At 66.1% G+C, this 19,759-nt stretch carries 16 protein-coding genes; 12 read left to right on the forward strand and 4 right to left on the reverse strand.

Annotated elements, in window-relative coordinates; translation table 11 throughout:
- Positions 1–98 precede the first annotated feature (98 nt).
- Positions 99–1,235 carry a thiolase family protein gene (locus tag ACQR1H_RS16430; protein WP_315803144.1) on the forward strand — a complete coding sequence of 379 codons (1,137 nt, stop codon included), beginning with the start codon at positions 99–101 and terminating at the stop codon, positions 1,233–1,235.
- Positions 1,232–1,588: a Zn-ribbon domain-containing OB-fold protein gene (locus ACQR1H_RS16435; protein ID WP_315803145.1), complete on the forward strand. Its 357-nt coding sequence runs from the start codon at positions 1,232–1,234 to the stop codon at positions 1,586–1,588. The genes ACQR1H_RS16430 and ACQR1H_RS16435 overlap by 4 nt, the downstream gene beginning before the upstream one ends.
- 673 nt (positions 1,589–2,261) lie before the next feature.
- Here the strand turns inward: ACQR1H_RS16435 and glsA are convergent.
- The gene (glsA, locus tag ACQR1H_RS16440) at positions 2,262–4,121 is read right to left on the reverse strand and encodes a glutaminase A (protein WP_434907856.1); all 1,860 of its coding nucleotides are present in this window, start codon (positions 4,119–4,121) and stop codon (positions 2,262–2,264) included.
- 384 nt (positions 4,122–4,505) lie between these two features.
- Between glsA and ACQR1H_RS16445 the strand changes: the two genes are divergently transcribed.
- Positions 4,506–5,492, forward strand: a complete 987-nt coding sequence (locus ACQR1H_RS16445; protein ID WP_315803147.1) for an IclR family transcriptional regulator — start codon at positions 4,506–4,508, stop codon at positions 5,490–5,492.
- The gene (locus ACQR1H_RS16450; protein WP_315803148.1) at positions 5,422–6,981 is read left to right on the forward strand and encodes an acyl-CoA carboxylase subunit beta; all 1,560 of its coding nucleotides are present in this window, start codon (positions 5,422–5,424) and stop codon (positions 6,979–6,981) included. The genes ACQR1H_RS16445 and ACQR1H_RS16450 overlap by 71 nt, the downstream gene beginning before the upstream one ends.
- 2 nt (positions 6,982–6,983) lie before the next feature.
- Here the strand turns inward: ACQR1H_RS16450 and ACQR1H_RS16455 are convergent, their stop codons facing one another.
- The 3 genes from ACQR1H_RS16455 to ACQR1H_RS16465 form a co-directional block, all read right to left on the reverse strand.
- The gene (locus ACQR1H_RS16455) at positions 6,984–8,267 is read right to left on the reverse strand and encodes an MFS transporter (protein ID WP_434907857.1); all 1,284 of its coding nucleotides are present in this window, start codon (positions 8,265–8,267) and stop codon (positions 6,984–6,986) included.
- Positions 8,268–8,352: 85 nt separating this feature from the next.
- On the reverse strand, positions 8,353–9,540 hold the full coding sequence (locus ACQR1H_RS16460) for a thiolase family protein (RefSeq protein ID WP_434907858.1): 1,188 nt from the start codon (positions 9,538–9,540) through the stop codon (positions 8,353–8,355).
- Between the two features lie 137 nt (positions 9,541–9,677).
- Positions 9,678–10,448 (reverse strand): enoyl-CoA hydratase, encoded by a 771-nt coding sequence (locus tag ACQR1H_RS16465; protein ID WP_316183651.1) that lies wholly within the window; start codon positions 10,446–10,448, stop codon positions 9,678–9,680.
- Between the two features lie 154 nt (positions 10,449–10,602).
- Here ACQR1H_RS16465 and ACQR1H_RS16470 point away from each other — a divergent pair, with 154 nt between their 5' ends.
- The 8 genes from ACQR1H_RS16470 (at position 10,603) to ACQR1H_RS16505 (ending at position 19,585) form a co-directional block, all read left to right on the forward strand.
- On the forward strand, positions 10,603–11,259 hold the full coding sequence (locus ACQR1H_RS16470) for a TetR/AcrR family transcriptional regulator (protein WP_315803152.1): 657 nt from the start codon (positions 10,603–10,605) through the stop codon (positions 11,257–11,259).
- A gap of 186 nt (positions 11,260–11,445) precedes the next feature.
- Positions 11,446–12,942: a CoA-acylating methylmalonate-semialdehyde dehydrogenase gene (locus ACQR1H_RS16475; protein ID WP_434893943.1), complete on the forward strand. Its 1,497-nt coding sequence runs from the start codon at positions 11,446–11,448 to the stop codon at positions 12,940–12,942.
- Positions 12,943–13,144: 202 nt separating this feature from the next.
- Entirely contained in the window at positions 13,145–14,290 is a 1,146-nt protein-coding gene (locus tag ACQR1H_RS16480) for an isobutyryl-CoA dehydrogenase (protein WP_434892520.1), read from the forward strand.
- Complete coding sequence (locus tag ACQR1H_RS16485; protein WP_315803155.1) at positions 14,287–15,363, forward strand: enoyl-CoA hydratase/isomerase family protein; 1,077 nt, start codon at positions 14,287–14,289, stop codon at positions 15,361–15,363. Before ACQR1H_RS16480 ends, ACQR1H_RS16485 begins: the two co-directional genes overlap by 4 nt.
- A gap of 28 nt (positions 15,364–15,391) precedes the next feature.
- Entirely contained in the window at positions 15,392–16,282 is an 891-nt protein-coding gene (mmsB, locus tag ACQR1H_RS16490) for a 3-hydroxyisobutyrate dehydrogenase (RefSeq protein ID WP_434907859.1), read from the forward strand.
- Positions 16,282–18,012: an AMP-binding protein gene (locus tag ACQR1H_RS16495; protein ID WP_434907860.1), complete on the forward strand. Its 1,731-nt coding sequence runs from the start codon at positions 16,282–16,284 to the stop codon at positions 18,010–18,012. Before mmsB ends, ACQR1H_RS16495 begins: the two co-directional genes overlap by 1 nt.
- Before the next feature lie 7 nt (positions 18,013–18,019).
- Positions 18,020–18,496 (forward strand): MaoC family dehydratase, encoded by a 477-nt coding sequence (locus ACQR1H_RS16500; RefSeq protein ID WP_434899120.1) that lies wholly within the window; start codon positions 18,020–18,022, stop codon positions 18,494–18,496.
- 171 nt (positions 18,497–18,667) lie between these two features.
- Positions 18,668–19,585, forward strand: coding sequence for an SDR family NAD(P)-dependent oxidoreductase (locus tag ACQR1H_RS16505; RefSeq protein ID WP_315803159.1), 918 nt, complete (start codon positions 18,668–18,670; stop codon positions 19,583–19,585).
- Positions 19,586–19,759: the final 174 nt, after the last annotated feature.

A 19,759-nucleotide genomic window follows, 5' to 3' on the forward strand; every position in this document is an offset into this window, starting at 1 on the left:
CGGAATCTCGAGCTTGTCGTGCACGATCGTCTCTCATTTCGAGATTCCGGGTTCATCGCTGCGCGATGCCCCGGAATGACGGGGGAGCGAGTGGCACGATGACCTACATCACCGGCACCGGCCTCACCTCGTTCGGCCGTCACGACGGCCGCTCCTCGCTCGACCTGATGAGCCTGGCCGCGCAGCTTGCGCTCGACGATGCCGGGCTGACACGGCGTGACATCGACGGCATCCTGTGCGGCTATTCCACGGTGTCGCCGCACATCATGCTTGCCACCGTGTTCGCCGAGCATTTCGGCATCACGCCCTCCTATGCCCACGCCGTGCAGGTCGGCGGCGCCACCGGCCTCGCGATGGTGATGCTGGCGCATCATCTGGTCGAAGCCGGCGTCGTCAGACACATGCTCGTCGTCGCCGGCGAGAACCGCCTGACCGGGCAGAGCCGCGACGCCTCGATCCAGGCGCTGGCGCAAGTCGGCCATCCCGACTATGAGTTGCCGCTCGGGCCGACGATCCCTGCCTATTACGGCCTCGTCGCCTCGCGCTACATGCACGAATACGGCGTCACCGAACAGGATCTCGCGGAGTTCGCCGTCCTGATGCGGACGCACGCGCTGGATCATCCCGGTGCGCAATTTCACGAGTCCATCACGGTGGCCGACGTCATGGCATCGAAGCCGGTCGCGCGGCCGCTGAAGCTGCTCGACTGTTGTCCGGTCTCCGACGGCGGCGCCGCCATCATCATCAGCCGCGAGCCGACCGGAGCGACGGCGGTGCGCGTGCGCGGCTGCGCCCAGGCGCACACGCATCAGCACGTCACGGCGGCGCCGGCCCTGAGCGCGCTCGGCGCCGAGATTGCGATCGCGAAGGCGAAGGCAGCAGCGGGTGTGGACATCAAGGACGTCGACTACGCCGCCGTCTATGACAGCTTCACCATCACGCTCTGCATGCTGCTCGAGGATCTTGGCCTGGCCGGCCGCGGCGAGGCGGCGGCGCGGGTCAGGGCCGGTCATTTCGGCCGCGACGGCGCCGTGCCGCTCAACACCCATGGCGGCCTCTTGAGCTACGGCCATTGCGGCGTCGGCGGCGCCATGGCGCATCTGAGCGAAGCGCATCTGCAGATGACGGGGCGCGCCGGACCTCGCCAGGTCCGCGAAGCAGAGCTGGCGCTGCTGCACGGCGATGGCGGCGTGCTGTCGTCGCATGTCAGCATGTTCTGGGAGCGTGTGCGATGAGCGAATCGGCGGACTGGACCAGGGGTGTTGCAGCGATTCGCTTTCAGCGCTGCGCGTGCTGCGCCCACCTGCAGTATTTCCGCCGCGACTTCTGCGCGGCCTGCGGCTCGCTTGCGCTGACCGACCACGCGGCGACGGGTGAAGGCACCATCTATGCGGCATCACTCGTGTGCCGCGCGGCGACGCCGGAGACGCGCGCGCACGTGCCCTACAACATCGTGCTGGTGGATATGCGCGAGGGCTTTCGCATCATGGCCCATGGCGACCACGAACTTGCGATCGGCGATCCCGTCACAGCCCGCTTCGTCACCTTCGCGGGCGGCATCGTGCCTTACTTCGGGAAAGCCAAATGATGATGGAAAACAGGGCGACGTCGGGAGAGGTCGACCGCGGGCGGCCGAGGCGGGACGATACGCATCACAAATTCGTCCCGACCCGGATCGCCGCGCGATTGACGCAATACTGTTACGCTACGCTCACTAACTCAAACGCAACTCAACTCGGTCGTTCGCGTGAGCAATCAAGCTCACAACCCTACCTACGGGCGATGAAGAAACTGCGACGCAGAACCTCCAGACAGCCCTTCATCGCCCGTAGAACAGGACGCTGGCGATGACGATCATGGACGTCACCGCCAGCATATGCGCGAGTGCCTCCGACGTTGCCCTCTTAGTGGCTTCCTTCATGCCGTTTCCTCCCTGGACACTGGACACGACTCTCCGTGGCGCAATTACACACGCTACGTCGGCTGGAATTTTACTCGGAACACCCCACTTCGATGTCCGCTTTGCGAGTCCCCACTCGGCGTTCATCGACGGTTCAGAACATCGTCGGGTAATGCGGCGCGAATTGGGCTCGCTTATGGTTGTCCTGCGACCGAGTCCCGGTAACGTTTGGGCGAGCCCGTACAAATACGAGTGATGAAAGATATCGACCGGAACTACTAACTACTGTGAAATGCAACCTTGAGTATTTGTCTGCTTCGGCGCGTGCGACACGTCGATGACGAAGGCCGATGCAGCGAAATCAGTCTGCCGCGAGCAGGTTGAGCCGCGCATTGGCGATTGTCAGACGCTCGGCCAGCAGTTGCGCGAGATTGCGCATGATGCGCTCGCCGGCTTTCGGATGTCGCACGCGGAAACGTTCGAAATCCACCAGCGAGATCTCGAAGGCGGTGGCGGAGAAATCAGCGACGACGTCGGCGGAGCGCACGGGCTCAAGCAACGCCATCTCGCCGAAGCATTGCCCTGCCGTCAGCGTCGCCAACCGGATGCCGTCGGGCAGGGTGACGTGGACGACGCCGGAGCGCAGGAAGAACAGCGAGGCCGCCACATCGCCGGCCGCCAGGATGCGTTCGCCCTGCTGATAGTGCCGGATGGTTGCGAGCGCCGCGAGCTCGTGGCGCTCGTCTTCGGTGATCCCCGCAAGCAGCGGCTGCTCGGCGAGCTCGGTGGTTTCGAGGAAGTCGATCGCCCCGCCATAGCGATAGACGATCTGGTCCTCGGCCCATTCGATCGCGGTGTCGAGCAGGTAGAAGTCGCGCACGTTCTTGATGTCGCCGGTGCGGGCCGCGATCTCCTGCCATTCCGGCGAGCTGCGGCGGATGCCCGACAGCACGACGGTGACGTGAAAGTCGGCCAGCTCGTGAAACAGCTCGGAGAGCAGGCGCAGGCCGGCTTGCGTCATCGCGGTGACGCGATGGAGGTCGACGATGACGAATTGCGGTCGCGTGCCCGCCGCAAGCTGGCGCGAGACGTAGTCGACGTTGGAGAGGGACAGCGTGCCGACCAGCTCGAGCACGCGCACCGCGTCGGGATGCGCGGCGAGGATGGTGCGCTCCTGGGCGCGGCGGCTGCGCCGCGACGGGCTGGCGCCGATGTCGTAGTCGGCGATGATCGTGGTGCGCGCATCGTCGGAGCGGTTGAGCATGTGCAGGCCGTAATGCGCCGACAGCGCGTCGCAGACCTTGATGCCGCGCACGCTGTTGCCGTGGCCGTCAAGCCGCGGCGAATAGCTGCCGAGGCCGAGCCGCGCCGGCAGGCTTGCCAGGATGCCGCCGCCCACGCCGCTCTTGGCGGGAATGCCGACGCGGTAGATCCACTCGCCGGCGAAGTCATACATGCCCGAGGAGGTCATTACCGACAGCGTGCGCGACACCGCATAGGGCGTCACCACCTGCTCGCCGGTGACCGGATTGACGCCGCGATTGGCGAGCGTCGCCGCCATGATCGCGCAGTCGCGCGCGGTGACGAGCACGGCGCATTGTCGGAAGTAGACCGCGAGCACCTCGTCGACAGGCTCCCTGATGACCTCCGACGTCCGCAGCAGATAGGCGATCGCGCGGTTGCGATCGCCGGTGGCGGCTTCCGATGCGAACACCGCGTCGTCGACATCGAGCTCGCGGCCTGCGAAGCGGCCGAGCGCGTCGCGGATGGTATCGAAGGCGTCGTCGTGCCGTGCCTTGCGGATCAGGCCGCTGCAGGCGATCGCGCCGGCATTGACCATCGGATTGAACGGATGGTTCTGCGCATTGAGCCGGATCGAATTGAAGGGATCGCCCGACGGCTCGACCCCGATCACGCGCTCGACCTCGTCGGAGCCGAGCGCATCGAGCGCGAGCGCAAACACGAACGGCTTCGACATCGACTGGATCGTGAACGGCACACGGCTGTCGCCGACCTCGTAGATGTGGCCGTCGAGCGTGGCGAGGCTGATGCCGAAATGCGACGGGTCGGCCTTGCCGAGCTCGGGGATGTAGTTCGCGACGGCGCCGTCATGATCGGGCCAGAAGTCGGCATGGCATGCGGACAGGAAGCGCTGCAGCGGCGGCATGGCGGCCGTCGCCCAATGCTGAGGATTTCTGATCGGCGTCGGGTGGGTGGTCATCGGAAGCTCGGCGGGAACAAGGTCTCGCGCCGGTTATGTCGCAGCCGCGAGGGCGCAGCCAGCCCACACTTGTCGCAAGGCTGGTCAAATGTTGCCGCTGCCCACCGTTTGAGCGGGCTCGCGGGCGTGATGACCGCCCGGTGTTGCCACGCGCAGGAGGGGATGCCGATCGAAAGCCAGCGCTCCGGTACCGCCATTTGGAACCGGCGATGATCGTTACTCCCGCATCCCGCTGCCGATTGTGCGAGGGCGTCGAGTCTTGTGCCAACACGCTGAAGAACGGTGGCTTTTAGAGACGGTCTACTGTTGTGACGGCAAAATGGCTGGGCTAGCTTGTTCGATAAGCGGAATATCATTCCGCATGACGGAATTGGTGGGAAACGGATGGGACGACGGTCTGAGCGATTGAGCAGGGGCAGCATGCTGCCCGGAGATCTCGCGGGCGAGGGCGAGGTCATTCAGGTGGTGTCGCGGGCGTTCGACGTGCTTCGCTGTTTCGAAGGGCACGAGGCGCGGCTCGGCAACCTCGAAATCTCCAACCGCTGCGGTCTGCCGCGGTCGACGGTGTCGCGGCTCACGCACACGCTGACGCGCATGGGCCAGCTGGTCTACCTGCCGCGCGATCAGAAATACCGCATCGGCCCGAGCGCGGTGGCGATGAGCACGTCGATGACCCGCGGCTTGCAGTTGCGCAATCTGATCCGGCAGCGGCTGCAGGACGTCGCCGAGCAGTTGCCCGGAACGGTCGGCTTCGTGATTCCCGACCGCTTCCACCTCGTCTATCTCGAGTTCGGCCGCGCCGCCAACGCGCTCGGCCTGCATGAGACCACCGGCAGCCGCATCTCGATGGCCTCGACCGCGGCCGGGCATGCCTATGTCGCCGCGCTCGAGCCGGAGGTCGGCGACGCCCTGCTGGCCGAGATGGAGCGCGAGATGCCGGACGCGGCCAAGCTGCTGCGGCCACGCCTCGAGCACAACAGGCAGTTTCTCAAGGAGCACGGCTACGTCGTGGCCTGCGGCCTGTGGAGTGCTCACATCAACGGCGTTGCGCTGCCGCTGTGGTCGCCGCAATACCAGACCTATGTCGTGCTCACGATCGGGCTGTTGTCGGCGATGTACGACGAGCAGCGGCTGCACGACGAGGTCGCCCAGCCGATGCGCGAGCTGGGCCGCAGCATCGCGGCGCTATTGCAGGGCGCCGAAGCCGACGTCTTCAACAACCGGATGGACAGAAAACCGCTCCAGGTGAACGCGAAGACCAACCATAAGAACAAGACCATCACCGGGGCAGGGGGAACGAATGAGTTGGCAGCCGGAGCTCGAGGAACTGGCCCGGCGCGAAGCCTTCGCGCGGGAGATGGGCGGGCCTGACAAGGTCAAGCGCCAGCACGACCAGGGCCGCCTCACCGTTCGCGAGCGCATCGACGGGGTCGTCGATCCCGGCAGCTTTCACGAGATCGGCGCGGTCGCCGGCCTCGGCGAGTATGACGAGCAGGGCGAGCTCAAGCACGTCACGCCTGCGAATTGCGTGTTCGGGCGCGCGCGCGTCGACGGCCGCACCGTGGTCGTGGTCGGTGACGATTTCACCGTGCGCGGCGGCTCGGCCGATGCGTCGATCGCCGCCAAGCCGCTGATGGCGGAGGAGATGGCGCACGACTTCCGTCTGCCGATCATCCGCATCATCGAAGGCTCCGGCGGCGGCGGCTCGGTCAAGACCATCGAGACCAAGGGCGCGGCGAACCTGCCTGGCGGCATCGGCGGCAATCGCTGGTACCGCTACACGACCGAGAACATGTCGCTGGTCCCGGTGGTCGCGCTCGGCCTCGGCTCGGTTGCCGGCCTGGGCGCAGCGCGACTCGCGGCGAGCCACTACTCCGTCATGACCAGGCAGTCGGCGATGTTCGTCGCCGGTCCGCCGGTGGTGAAGCGGCTGGGCCAGGACCTTGGCAAGATGGAGCTCGGCGGCGCCGACATCCAGACCAAGGCGGGCGGCGTCGACCACGCGGTCGACACTGAGGCGGAAGCGTTCGCCTGCGCGCGCCGCTTCCTGTCCTATTTGCCGTCGTCGGTCCATGAGCTGCCGCCGACCTTGCCCTGCACCGACGATCCGCAGCGCACGGACGATCAGTTGATCAGCGCCGTGCCGCGGGATCGCCGTCGCGTCTACAAGATGCGCCCGATCATCGAGTCCGTCGTCGACAACGGCTCGTTCTTCGAGGTGTCACAGAATTACGGCCGCCCGCTCATCGTCGGCCTCGCCCGGCTCGAAGGCCGTGCGGTGATGGTGCTGGCGAGCGATCCTTATCACTACGGCGGCTCATGGACCGCTGACGCCTGCCAGAAGGTGATCCGCTGGGTCGACTTCGCCGAGACCTTCCATCTGCCGATCGTCTACCTGATGGATTGCCCGGGCTTCATGGTCGGTTTGGAGGCGGAGAAGGCGGCGACCATCCGCCACGGCGTGCGCGCGATGGCCGCGGTCAACCAGTCGACGGTGCCGTGGTGCACGGTGATCGTGCGCAACAATTTCGGCGTCGCCGGCGTCGTGCATCAGCCGGCCGATCGCTTCTCGATCCGCTATGCCTGGCCGTCGGCCCATTGGGGCTCGCTGCCGCTCGAGGGTGGCATCGAGGCGGCCTATCGCGCCGAGATCGATGCCGCGCCTGATCCGAAGGCGAAGCTGAAGGAGATCGAGGAGCGGCTGACCAAGCTGCGCTCGCCGTTCCGCTCCGCCGAGAAGTTCTGGGTCGAGGAGATCATCGATCCCCGCAAGACGCGCGCGCTGCTGTGCGAGTTCGCGCGTCTCGCCGAGCCGCTGCGCACGCCGGGGCCGCCGACGGCGATGACGACGCGGCCGTGAGCTCACGCCGCGGCAGGCTTGGCCTGCCGCGCGATCGCGAGCGCGAGCAGGGCTGCGACGATGCAGAGCGCGCCGGCGGTGAAGAATGCCGGAAGATAGCTCTGCAACAGCGTGCGCGACAGGCCCGCGCCGAATGCGGCGGTGCCGGCGCCGAGCTGATGTCCGGCGAACACCCAGCCGAACACCAGGTTGGCCCGCTCGGGCCCGAACCGCTGCGCCGTCAGCCGCACCGTCGGCGGCACGGTGGCGATCCAGTCGAGGCCGTAGAACATCGCGAACAGCGACAGGCCATAGAACGAAAAGTCCGTGAACGGCAGGAAGAGCAGCGAGAGGCCGCGCAGGCCATAGTACCAGAACAGCAGCCAGCGATTGTCGTAGCGGTCGGACAGCCAGCCCGAGACGATCGTGCCGACGAAGTCGAACATGCCCATCGCGGCGAGCAGGCTCGCGGCCTGCACCTGCGGAATGCCGAAGTCGAGGCACATCGGGATCAGATGCACCTGGACGAGGCCGTTGGTCGAGGCGCCGCAGATGAAGAAGGTCGCAAACAGCATCCAGAACACGGGCGCGCGCGCCGCGTCGCGGAGGGTGCCGAGCGCAGCCGTCAGGATCGGCGTCGTGACGAGCGCGGGCGTTGCGATCGGCTCGGTGCCCTTGTCGCCGTACGGGCGCAGGCCAAGGTCGCTCGGCCGGTCGCGCATCAAGAGCAGCACGGCGGTCGCGGACACGCCGAGCGCGATGCAGACGAGCGCAAGCGCGACGCGCCAGCCGAGCCGCTCGGTGAGGCTGGCGAGCAGCGGCAGGAACACCAGCTGTCCGGTGGCGACGCTGGCGGTGAGAACCCCGACCACGAGGCCGCGACGCGCGACGAACCAGCGCGTGGCGATGGTCGCGCCCAGCACCAAGGCGGTCATGCCAGTGCCGATGCCGATCACGACGCCCCACAGCAGCACGAGGTGCCAGACCTGGCTCATCGCCAACGACGAAAGCAGCGCAGTGACCACGATCAGTTGGGCCAGCAACGTGATGTTGCGCAGGCCATAGCGGTTGAGCAAGGCGGCGGCGAACGGGGCCATCAGCCCGAACAGCACGAAGCGGATGGAGAGTGCCGAGGAGATCTCGGCGGTGCTCCAGCCGAACTCCTGCTGGAGGGGCACGATGAACACGCCCGGCGCCCCCACCGTGCCGGCCGACACCAGGGCCGTAAAGAATGTTACGGCCACCATGACCCAGCCATAGTGGATGTTGCGCCGTGCGAGTGCTGCCGCGAGCCGGTTCGAGATCATGTGCTTCTCAGTCCGATGAGGATTGCGCCCATTTTGCCAGGACGCGTCGACGACATAAATGGCTAAGTTCCCTCGATTCAGGACATCACGGTCGCTCGAGCGCGATCGCCGTCGCCTCGCCGCCGCCGATGCATAGCGCGGCGACACCGCGCTTCAGTCCACGGGCCTGCATCGCATGCACCAGCGTCACGATCAGCCGCGCGCCGGTGGCGCCGATCGGATGGCCCAGTGCGCAGGCGCCGCCGTTGACGTTCAGCCGGTCGCGCGCAATGCTGAGGTCGCGCTGCGCGGCCATGGCGACGACCGCAAACGCCTCGTTGATCTCGAACAGGTCGACATCCTCGACCTGCCAGCCGACCTTGTCGAGCAGCTTCCGGATCGCCGGGATCGGCGCCGTCGTGAACCATTGCGGCTCCTGGCTGTGCGTGGCGTGGCCCTTGATCTCCGCGAGGACAGGCAGCCCGTCGCGGTCGGCACGCGATCGCGTGGCGAGCACGAGTGCCGCAGCACCATCCGCATTCGCGGAGGACGCCGCGGGCGTAATCGTGCCATCCTTGCGGAACGCCGGCTTCAGTGCCGGGATCTTCGCCGGATCGACCTTCAGCGGATGCTCGTCATTGACGACCAGGCGGGGGCCGGATTTCTCGACGATCGTGATCGGGGCGATCTCGGCCTTGAATGCCCCGCCTTCGACCGCCTTGCGCGCACGCGTCAGCGTCTCGATGGCGTAGGCATCCTGGTCGGCGCGGGTGAACTGATAGGCCTCGGCCGTGGCCTCGCCGAAATCGCCCATCGAGCGTCCGGTCTCATAGGCGTCCTCCAGGCCATCCAGCATCATGTGATCGAGGATCCGGTCGTGGCCGGCACGATAGCCGCCGCGCGCCTTGGTCAGCAGATACGGCGCGTTGCTCATGCTCTCCATGCCGCCTGATACGACGATCTCGGCGGAGCCCGCCCGAATGATGTCGAGCGCCAACATCGTCGCCTTCATGCCGGAGCCGCAGACCTTGTTGATCGTGGTGGCGCCCGTGGCGTCCGGCAGGCCGGAACCGCGCGCGGCCTGCCGTGCCGGAGCCTGGCCCTGGCCGGCCGATAGTACGTTGCCCATGAACACCTCCTGGACCGCATCGGGCGAGACGGTGGCGCGTTCGAGCGCCGATCCGATCACGTGCGCGCCGAGCTTGTTCGCACTCAGCGGTGACAATTCGCCCATGAAACGGCCCAACGGAGTGCGGGCGGCGGACAGGATCACGACGGAATCGGATGAGGCCATGACAGGCTCCCTGATAAAAGATGATGACCATCATATAATAGCGTCTCGCAAAAGGAAACCCCGGCTATCCCTGCTGAACCATCGTGAAGCTGGCGCAAGACTGCCGGGCTCCGAGAGCCGAGACTTGGAGGAAATTGCTATCGCTTGCGGTCGATGAAATGTTGCATCAGCCGTTTTGGCTCATCGGTCAGGAACGACCGTCCGAAGGCGCCGATCGATATCTCGACCGACTCCTTCAGCGGCAGCTCCTCCCATTGACGCAGCAGGGCCTTCTGAGTCCGCAGCGCTTCGGGGCCGCAGGCGAGCAGGGATGCCACGGCCTTCTCGACCGCGATGTCGAGTTCTCCCTCGGCGGCGACGGCATCGACGAGGCCCCAGGCGAGCGCGGTCGGCGCGTCGATCGTCTCGGCGGTCATCAGCAGCCAGCGCGTGCGGCCCCAGCCGATGAGACGTGGCAACAGCGCGGCATGAATGACCGACGGGATGCCGACACGCACCTCGGGCATGCCGAACTTGGCATCATGCCCCGCGACGCGGATATCGCAGGCTGCTGCGACCTCCAATCCGCCACCCAGGCACCACCCCGGCATCCGCGCGATCACGGGGACAGGAAAATGTCGCACCGCTTCGCAGAGCCCGGCAAGTCGCGAGATGAACGTTTCCGCCGACGCCTGGTCCAGCGTCGCCATCTCCTTGATGTCGGCGCCGCCGATCATGCTCTTCCCGCTTTCGCCGGCCAAAACGAGAACGCGAATGCCGGCATCGGAGGCGAGTGATTGCAGGCCGGCTTCCACGTCGAGAATCGCCGCCGAACCGAGAATGTTGAGCGGGCCGGCATTGCAGATCGTCAGCCGGACCACGCCGCGGCCGTCACGACTCACGCCGCAGTGGGAATTGAGCATGTCCATCGTCGTCCTCGTCGGGTTCCTGGGCAACAGGGGTGTGTCGGGAATAAATCAGGCCAGCGAAGTTGATTTAGATCAACTCGAATTCATCAAATAGCTGCAGCGAGCAGGACGCAGAACTGTTATAGTATGACCGCAGACATTCAATGGGACGGCAATGCGCTACTCTCCGGAACACAAGGCGGAAACCCACGCGCGGATCGTGCGCAAGGCGTCGGTGCGGCTGCGCGAGCGCGGCGCTCACGGCGTCGGGGTTGCCGACCTGATGAAGGAGGCCGGACTGACTCACGGCGGCTTCTACGCGCATTTCGATTCGCGCGAGGCGCTGGTGGTGGAGGCGTTCGGTTATGCGATCGACCGTTCGATGGAGCATTGGCGCAAGCTGCTGGACCAGTTGCCGCCGCAGAAGCGGCTTGCGGCGATCGTCGATGGCTATCTGTCCGCGGGGCATCGTGACGATGTCGGTCACGGCTGCGCGGTTCCTGCGCTCGGGGCGGAAATCGCCCGTGAGAGCGCCAAGACCCGCAAGGCTTTTGCCGCGAAGCTGGAAGAGCTGATCGACCTGTTCGCCGAGTACATCGTCGACGTTCCGGCCAGGACGGCGCGAAAGCGCGCTTCGGCGATGCTTGCGACGCTGACGGGGACGCTCGTGATGGCGCGACTGACCGGCAGCGGCGAATTGTCCGACGATATTCTGAGCTCCGGGCGCGAGGTGGCGCTGGCCGTCGCCAGTGGCGGCGGACCGGCGGGGAAATCCCCCGCGCGGACGCCCGCGAACAGGCCTGCGAAGAAGACGGCCGCCGCAAAGCGCTGATCCCTCGCATTGGGTTGGATGCCGGACGCGGCACGCTGCACGTCGCGGGGTCTGCCGTGACCGTGCCGACCGAGCGAAGGGGCTGCATTTTCGCAGCGCCGATGAGCGCCTAGACCCTTCCCAAACGCCGCAAAGACTGCAAGATGCCGGCCAAATCGGCACTGCTTACCCTGCGGAGGATACCCCATGCGTTCGATCGGTCATTTCATTGGCGGCAAAGAGGTCAAGGGCACGTCCGGACGGACGGCCGATGTCTTCGAGCCCATGACCGGCGATGTTCAGGCCAAGGTCGCGCTGGCCTCGCGCGCCGAGCTCCGGGCTGCGGTCGAGAACGCCAAGGCGGCGCAGCCGGCCTGGGCCGCCACCAATCCGCAGCGCCGCGCGCGCGTGATGATGAAGTTTCTGGAACTCGCCCAGCGCGATTATGACCAGCTCGCCGAGTTGCTCGCGCGTGAGCACGGCAAGACCGTTCCGGACGCCAAGGGCGATATCCAGCGCGGCCTCGAAGTCGTCGAGTTCGCCTGCGGCATTCCGCATTTGATGAAGGGCGAGTACACGGAAGGCGCCGGACCCGGCATCGACATCTATTCGATGCGCCAGCCGCTCGGTGTCGTTGCCGGCATCACGCCGTTCAATTTCCCGGCGATGATTCCGATGTGGAAGTTCGCCCCTGCCATCGCCTGCGGCAATGCCTTCATCCTGAAGCCCTCGGAGCGCGATCCGGGCGTGCCGATGAAGCTCGCCGAGCTGATGATCGAGGCCGGTCTGCCGCCGGGCATCCTCAACGTCATCAACGGCGACAAGGAGGCGGTCGACGCCATCCTCGAGGATCCGGACATCATGGCGATCGGCTTCGTCGGCTCGTCGCCGATCGCGCAGTACATCTATGAGCGCGCCGCCGCCCACGGCAAGCGCTGCCAGTGCTTCGGCGGCGCCAAGAATCACGCCATCATCATGCCCGACGCCGATCTCGACCAGGCCGTCGACGCGCTGATCGGAGCCGGCTACGGCTCGGCCGGCGAGCGCTGCATGGCGGTGTCGGTCGCGGTGCCCGTCGGCAAGACCACGGCGGACCGGCTGATGGATAAGCTGATCCCGCGCGTCGAAAGCCTCAAGATCGGCACATCCGTCGATCCGTCGGCCGATTTCGGCCCGCTGGTGACCCGCGAGGCGGTCGAGCGCGTCAAGAACTATGTCGAGATCGGCGTCAAGGAGGGCGCGACGCTCGCCGTCGACGGTCGCGGCTTCAAGATGCAGGGCTACGAGAACGGCTTCTACATGGGCGGCTGCCTGTTCGACAACGTCACCAAGGACATGCGGATCTACAAGGAAGAGATCTTCGGACCCGTGCTGTCGGTCGTGCGCGCCAAGGACTATGCCGAGGCGCTGGCGCTGCCGTCCGAGCATGATTACGGCAACGGCGTTGCGATCTTCACTCGGGACGGCGACGCGGCCCGCGACTTCGCGGCCAAGGTCAATGTCGGCATGGTCGGCATCAATGTGCCGATCCCGGTGCCGATCGCCTATTACACCTTCGGCGGCTGGAAGAAGTCCGGCTTCGGCGATCTCAACCAGCATGGCCCGGATTCGATCCGCTTCTACACCAAGACCAAGACGGTGACCTCGCGCTGGCCGTCCGGCGTCAAGGAAGGCGCGGAGTTCTCGATCCCGCTGATGAAGTGAGTTGAGGGTCCTTGATGGACTCTCGCCGTCGTCATTGCGAGGAGCGAAGCGACGAAGCAATCCAGACTGCCTCCGCGGGAAGATTCTGGATTGCTTCCGTCTCCGCCCAGAGGCTTCGGCGGACAAGTCGCTACGCTCGCAATGACGGAGTTCGGAGCAGCGCCAAAGCCAAACAACAAATCTAAGGAAACGCGGAGAACGAATGCAGTTCGCTCTCAATGAGGATCAGATCGCGGTGCGCGACATGGCGCGCGCCTTCGCCGCGGAGAAGATCGCCCCGCATGCGCTGCGCTGGGACGAGGAGAAGCATTTTCCGGTGGACGTGATGCGCGAGGCCGCAAGCCTTGGCATGGGCGGCATCTACATTCGCGACGATGTCGGCGGCTCCGGCCTGACCCGGCTCGACGCGGCGCTGATCTTCGAGGCGCTGGCGACCGGCTGCCCCACGGTCTCGGCCTTCATCTCGATCCACAACATGGCCTCGTGGATGATCGACACCTTCGGCACCGAGGCGCAGCGCCAGGCTTACCTGCCGAAGCTCTGCGCCATGGACCTGATCGCGAGCTATTGTCTGACCGAGCCGGGCGCTGGCTCCGATGCGGCGGCGCTACGCACGCGCGCGGTGCGGGACGGTGACGACTATGTGCTCAATGGGCAGAAGCAGTTCATCTCCGGCGCGGGCGCGACCGACATCCTGGTCGCAATGGTGCGCACGGGAGCAGACGGTCCCGGCGGCATCTCGACGCTGGTGATCGACGCCAATACCCCCGGCGTGTCGTTCGGTGCCAATGAACGCAAGATGGGCTGGAATGCGCAGCCGACCCGCGCCGTGATCTTCGAGAATGCGCGCGTGCCGGTCGCCAACCGGCTGGGCGAGGAGGGCATCGGCTTCAAGATCGCGATGGCCGGGCTCGACGGCGGCCGCCTCAACATTGCCGCGTGCTCGCTCGGTGGTGCGCAGGCGGCGCTCGACAAGACGTTGGCCTATACGAAAGAGCGCAAGGCGTTCGGCAAGCGGCTCGACGAATTCCAGGCGCTGCAGTTTCGCATCGCCGACATGGCGATCGAGCTGGAGGCGGCGCGCACCTTCGTCTGGCGTGCGGCGGCCGCGCTCGACCGCAAGGATGCTGACGCGACCATGCTGTGCGCAATGGCCAAGCGCTTCGGCACCGATGTCGGCTTCGAGGTCGCCAACCAGGCGCTGCAGCTGCATGGCGGCTACGGCTATTTGAGCGAATACGGCATCGAGAAGATCGTGCGTGACCTGCGCGTACACCAGATCCTCGAAGGCACCAATGAGATCATGCGGCTGATCGTGTCGCGCAAGCTGATCGAGGCCGCGCGATGAGCGAGGTCCTCGAAGGCGACCTGATCGTCCGCCGCGAGGGCTCGGCCGGCATCATCCGGCTGAACCGGCCGAAGGCGATCAATGCGATGACGCTGGAGATGTCGATGGGCATCGACGCCGCGCTGGATCAGTTCGAGGTCGATCCGGCCGTCGCGGTTGTCGTGCTGGAAGGCGCGGGCGAGCGGGGACTTTGCGCGGGCGGCGACATTCGCGGGCTCTATGAAAGCTCGAAGGTGAATGGCGACCTTGGCAAGGTGTTCTGGCGTCAGGAATACATCATGAACGCGCGCATCGCGGCGTTCCCAAAACCCTATGTCGCCTACATGGATGGGCTCGTGATGGGTGGTGGCGTCGGCCTGTCGGCGCATGGCCGCCACCGCATCGTGACCGAGAAAACGAAGCTTGCGATGCCCGAGGTCGGCCTCGGCTTCTTTCCCGACGTCGGCGGCACCTGGCTGTTATCGCGCGCGCCGGGCGAACTCGGCGCCTATTTCGGCCTGACCGGGCAGACCATGAACGGGCCCGATGCGATCCATGCGCGCTTTGCCGATGCCGTCGTGCCGACTTCGAGCTGGCCGGCGCTGCGCGAGGTTCTGACCAAGGTCCGGCCGGGCACGCTGTCGATCGAGATCGATCGGCTGATCGCGGGCTTCGCAACGGACGAGACGGCCGGGCCGGTGGCTGCGCAGCAGGCCAAGATCGACGCCTGGTTTGCCCAGGACAGCATGCACGACATCTTCGCGGCGCTGGACGCGGATGGATCGGAGCTGGCGCTGGCGACGCAGAAGACGCTCAAGGAGAAGTCGCCGCGCGGCATGGTCGTGACGCTCAAGCTGCTGCGGCTGGCGCGCGGAGCGGCGTCGCTGGAGGAATGCCTGGTGCGCGAGTATCGTGCGGCACTCGAAGTGTTCCGCAGCGACGACTTTCGCGAAGGCGTCCGCGCCGCGATCATCGACAAGGACCGCAATCCCAAATGGTCGCCGCCGGATGTCGATCAGGTGACGCCGGAGATGCTGGCGCGCTATCTCGCTGAGATCGGCGCCGACGAGCTGGCATTTCCGCAAACGAGATAACAATCAGGTCGAGGGGAGAGAACGAACCATGGCAACGATCGCATTCATTGGCCTCGGCAACATGGGCGGCCCGATGGCCGCCAACCTGGTCAAGGCCGGCCACAAGGTGGTGGCATTCGATCTGGTCGAAGCCTCGCGTGCGCAGGCCAAGGCCGATGGCGCCGAGATCGCCCACAGCGCCGTCGCGGCGGCCAAAGGCGCCGACGCCGTCGTCACCATGCTACCGGCCGGCAAGCATGTGCTGGCGGTCTGGAACGAGGTCGTGCCGGCGATGTCCAAGGGCGCTGTCATCATCGACTCCTCGACCATCGACGTCGAGAGCGCGCGCGCCGCGCATGCGCTGGCCGCCAAGCACGGCATCGCCGCCGTCGATGCACCGGTGTCGGGCGGTACCGGCGGCGCCAAGGCCGCGACGCTCACCTTCATGTGCGGCGGCGAGGAGGGCGCGTTCGCCGCAGCCCAGCCGATCCTGGAGAAGATGGGCAAGAAGATCGTCCATTGCGGCGGCGCCGGCGCCGGTCAGGCGGCCAAGATCTGCAACAACATGATCCTGGGCATTTCGATGATCGCGGTCAGCGAGGCTTTTGCGCTAGGCGAAAAGCTCGGCCTGTCGCATCAAGCGCTGTTCGACGTCGCCTCGACCTCGTCGGGCCAGTGCTGGTCGCTGACGTCCTATTGCCCGGTGCCGGGCCCGGTGCCGGCCTCGCCCGCCAACAACGACTACAAGCCCGGCTTCGCGACCGCGCTGATGCTGAAGGATCTCACGCTGTCGCAGGACGCCGCCAAGGCCGCCGGCGCGGCGACGCCGCTCGGGCAGCGCGCGCAGGAGATCTACAAGGCGTTCGAGGCCGCCGGCCATGGTGGCGTCGATTTCTCCGGGATCATTCAGCACGTCCGCAAGCTCGCCGGGACCACCTGATGACGACATTCAAGGACGCACGCGCGTTTCTGCTGGCGCATCGCACCGACTACGATGCCGCGGTGAAGGGTTTTCGCTGGCCCGATCCGGTGCCCTTCAACTGGGCGCTCGACTGGTTCGATACCGAGCTTGCATCCGATCCGGAGAGCCGCGACCGCACGGCGTTATGGATCTTCGATGCCGCGCAGGACCGCCAGACCAAGCTGTCCTTTGCCGCGCTGTCGCGCCGCTCCAACCAGGTTGCGAATTTCCTGCGCGCGCAGGGGCTGAAACGCGGCGACCATCTGCTGCTGCTGCTCGGCAACGTCGTGCCGCTGTGGGAGACCATGCTGGCGGCGATGAAGCTCGGCGTCGTCGTGATCCCCGCGACCACACTGCTGACCACCGACGAGTTGCGTGATCGCCTCGAGCGCGGCCGCGCGAAAGCCGTCGTCGCCGCGCAGGATCAGGTGGCGAAGTTCGCCGAACTCGGCGCCGATGATCTCGTCCGCATCGTCGTCGGCGCGCCGGCGGCACCTGCCGGCTGGCTGCCGTTCGAGCAGGCGGCTGATACGGCCGAGGCGTTCACTCCGGATGGGCCGACGCAGCCGGATGATCCGATGCTGCTCTATTTCACCTCGGGCACCACGGCCAAGCCGAAGCTGGTGCGGCACAGCCATCGCAGCTACCCGGTCGGCCATCTCTCCACGATGTACTGGCTCGGCCTGCAGCCGGGCGACGTGCATCTCAACATCTCCTCCCCGGGCTGGGCCAAGCATGCCTGGAGCTGCTTCTTCTCGCCGTGGAATGCCGGCGCGACAGTGTTCGTCGTCAACCAGCCGCGCTTCGACGCCAAGGGGCTGCTCGCGATCATCAAACGTTGCGGCGTCACCACGCTGTGCGCGCCGCCGACGGTGTGGCGGCTGTTCATCCAGGAGCATCTCGCCGACTTCAAGGTCAGCCTGCGCGAGGCCTGCGGCGCCGGCGAGCCGCTCAATCCGGAAGTCATCGATCAGGTGCGCGCCGCCTGGGGGCTGACGATCCGCGACGGCTATGGCCAGACCGAGACCGCCGCGATCGTCGGTAACTCGCCGGGCCAGAAATTGAAGATCGGCTCGATGGGCCGGCCGCTGCCGGGCTATCGCGTCGAGGTCGCCGACATCGACGGCAATCTGGCAAGCGAGGGCGAGATCACGCTGGCGCTGTCAGGCGAGCGCCCGGCCGGGCTGATGCAGGGCTATCAGGGCGACGACGGCAAGCTGTCCGGCGCCGACGGCACGCGCTATCGCACTGGCGACGTCGTGTTCCGGGACGATGAGGGCTACCTCACCTTCGTCGGCCGCTCCGACGACGTGTTCAAATCGTCCGACTACCGCATCTCGCCGTTCGAGTTGGAGAGCGTGTTGTTGGAGCACGAGGCGGTCGCCGAGGCCGCCGTGGTGCCAAGCCCTGATCCGATCAGGCTTGCGATCCCGAAAGCCTACGTGCTGTTGACCTCCGGCGCGGAGCGCTCGCGCGCGACGGCGCTGTCGATCTTCGCGCATCTGCAGGCGCGGCTCGCGCCGTTCAAGCGGATCCGCCGGCTCGAGCTGGTCAGCGAGCTGCCGAAGACGATCTCCGGAAAAATCCGCCGCGTGCAGTTGCGCCGGCTGGAGCACGAGAACAACCGCACGGATCATCTGCGCGGCACGGAGTTCAAGGAAGAGGATTTCCCGGAGCTGAAGACCAGGCCGTCCGGGCACGAGGTGTAGGAAACGCATGAACCAGATCTGGAAGAAGCCGCCGATTTCGCTTGAAGCCTACCAGGCCATGGTCGGCCGGGAGATCGGCGTGTCGTCATGGCACGTGCTCGATCAGAAGCGCATCGACACCTATGCCGATGTCATTGAGGATCATCAGTTCATCCACGTCGATCCGGAGAAGGCCAAGGGGACGCCGTTCGGCACGACCATCGCGCACGGCTTCCTCACCATGTCGCTGCTGTCGGTGATGTCCTACGAGGTCATGCCGGCGATCGAGGGCACGGCGATGGGCGTCAACTACGGCTTCGACAAGCTGCGCTTCATCTCGCCGGTGAAATCGGGAAAACGCGTGCGCGGCCGCTTCGTGCTGGCGGAAGCCACGCTGCGCAAGCCGAAGGAGTTGCAGTCGCGCACCCATGTCACGGTCGAGATCGAGGGCGAAGACAAGCCCGCGCTGGTCGCCGACTGGATCGGGCTGATCTATCTGAGCTAACAATCTTCGTCACAACCCACCCATCGTCATCGCCGGGCGTGACCCGGCGATCCATCAAGACTGAGAGTCTTTCGAAGTGGATGGATGCCCGGGCCTTCGCCGCGCCGAAGGGGCTTCGGCCCCGCAGGCGGGTCAGGCCCGGGCATGACGACCTCACTGAAGGAAAAGATCATGGCAATCAGATTTGACGGACGCGTCGCCATCGTTACCGGCGCAGGCAATGGTCTCGGACGCGCGCATGCGCTGGGACTGGCGAGCCGCGGCGCCAAGGTCGTGGTCAATGATTTCGGCGGCGCGCGCGATGGCACCGGCGGCTCGATGACCGCTGCCGAGACGGTGGTCGAGGAGATCCGCAAGGCCGGCGGCACCGCGATGGCCGACGGCGCCGACGTCTCGAATTTCGAGCAGGTCACGGCGATGGTCGAGCGCGCCACCAAGGAGTGGGGCAGCGTCGACATCATGTGCGCCAATGCCGGCATCCTCAGAGACAAGTCGTTCGCCAAGATGGAGGTGGCGGATTTCGCCAAGGTGCTGGACGTGCATCTGGTCGGCACCTTCTACTGCTGCAAGGCGGTGTGGAACGGCATGCGCGAGCGCAACTACGGCCGCATCGTCATGACGACCTCGTCCTCCGGCCTGTTCGGCAATTTCGGCCAGGCCAATTACGGCGCGGCGAAGACCGGCATGGTCGGCCTGATGAACGTGCTGGCGGAAGAGGGCCGCAAGACCAACATCCGCGTCAACATCATCTCGCCGACCGCGGCCACGCGCATGACCGAGGAGCTGCTGCCGCCGCAGGCGCTGGAGCTGATGAAGCCGGAATCGATCACGCCTGCGGTGGAGTATCTGCTCAGCGAGGACGCGCCCACGCGCACCATCATGGGGGCGGGTGCGGGCTCGTTCGCGGTGATCAGGATCCTGGAGAGCGAGGGCATCAATTTGCCGCCGGAGGAGTGGACGCCGGACGCGGTCGCCGCGCATTTCCAAGAGATCAGCGACATGTCGAAGGCGCGAGCGCTGCAGGGTGCGTTCGAGCAGACCCAGAAGTACGTGTCGCAGGCCGCGGCACGGCTGGGGATCAAGCTGTAGGGCACGAAGCCCGCTCCACACTCACCGTCATGGCCGGGCTTGACCCGGCCATCCACGTCTTTGGCACTGCGGCGTGGACGGGCGTGGATGCCCGGGTCAAGCCCACGGCTGTCCGGTTCAGCTTCCGCATATTGCGAGGCTCAACTGTTGTGGGTTTTTGGCAAGTTGGGGTGG

Source organism: Bradyrhizobium sp. HKCCYLRH2015 (genome assembly GCF_051168215.1).
Taxonomy (GTDB): Bacteria; Pseudomonadota; Alphaproteobacteria; order Rhizobiales; family Xanthobacteraceae; genus Bradyrhizobium.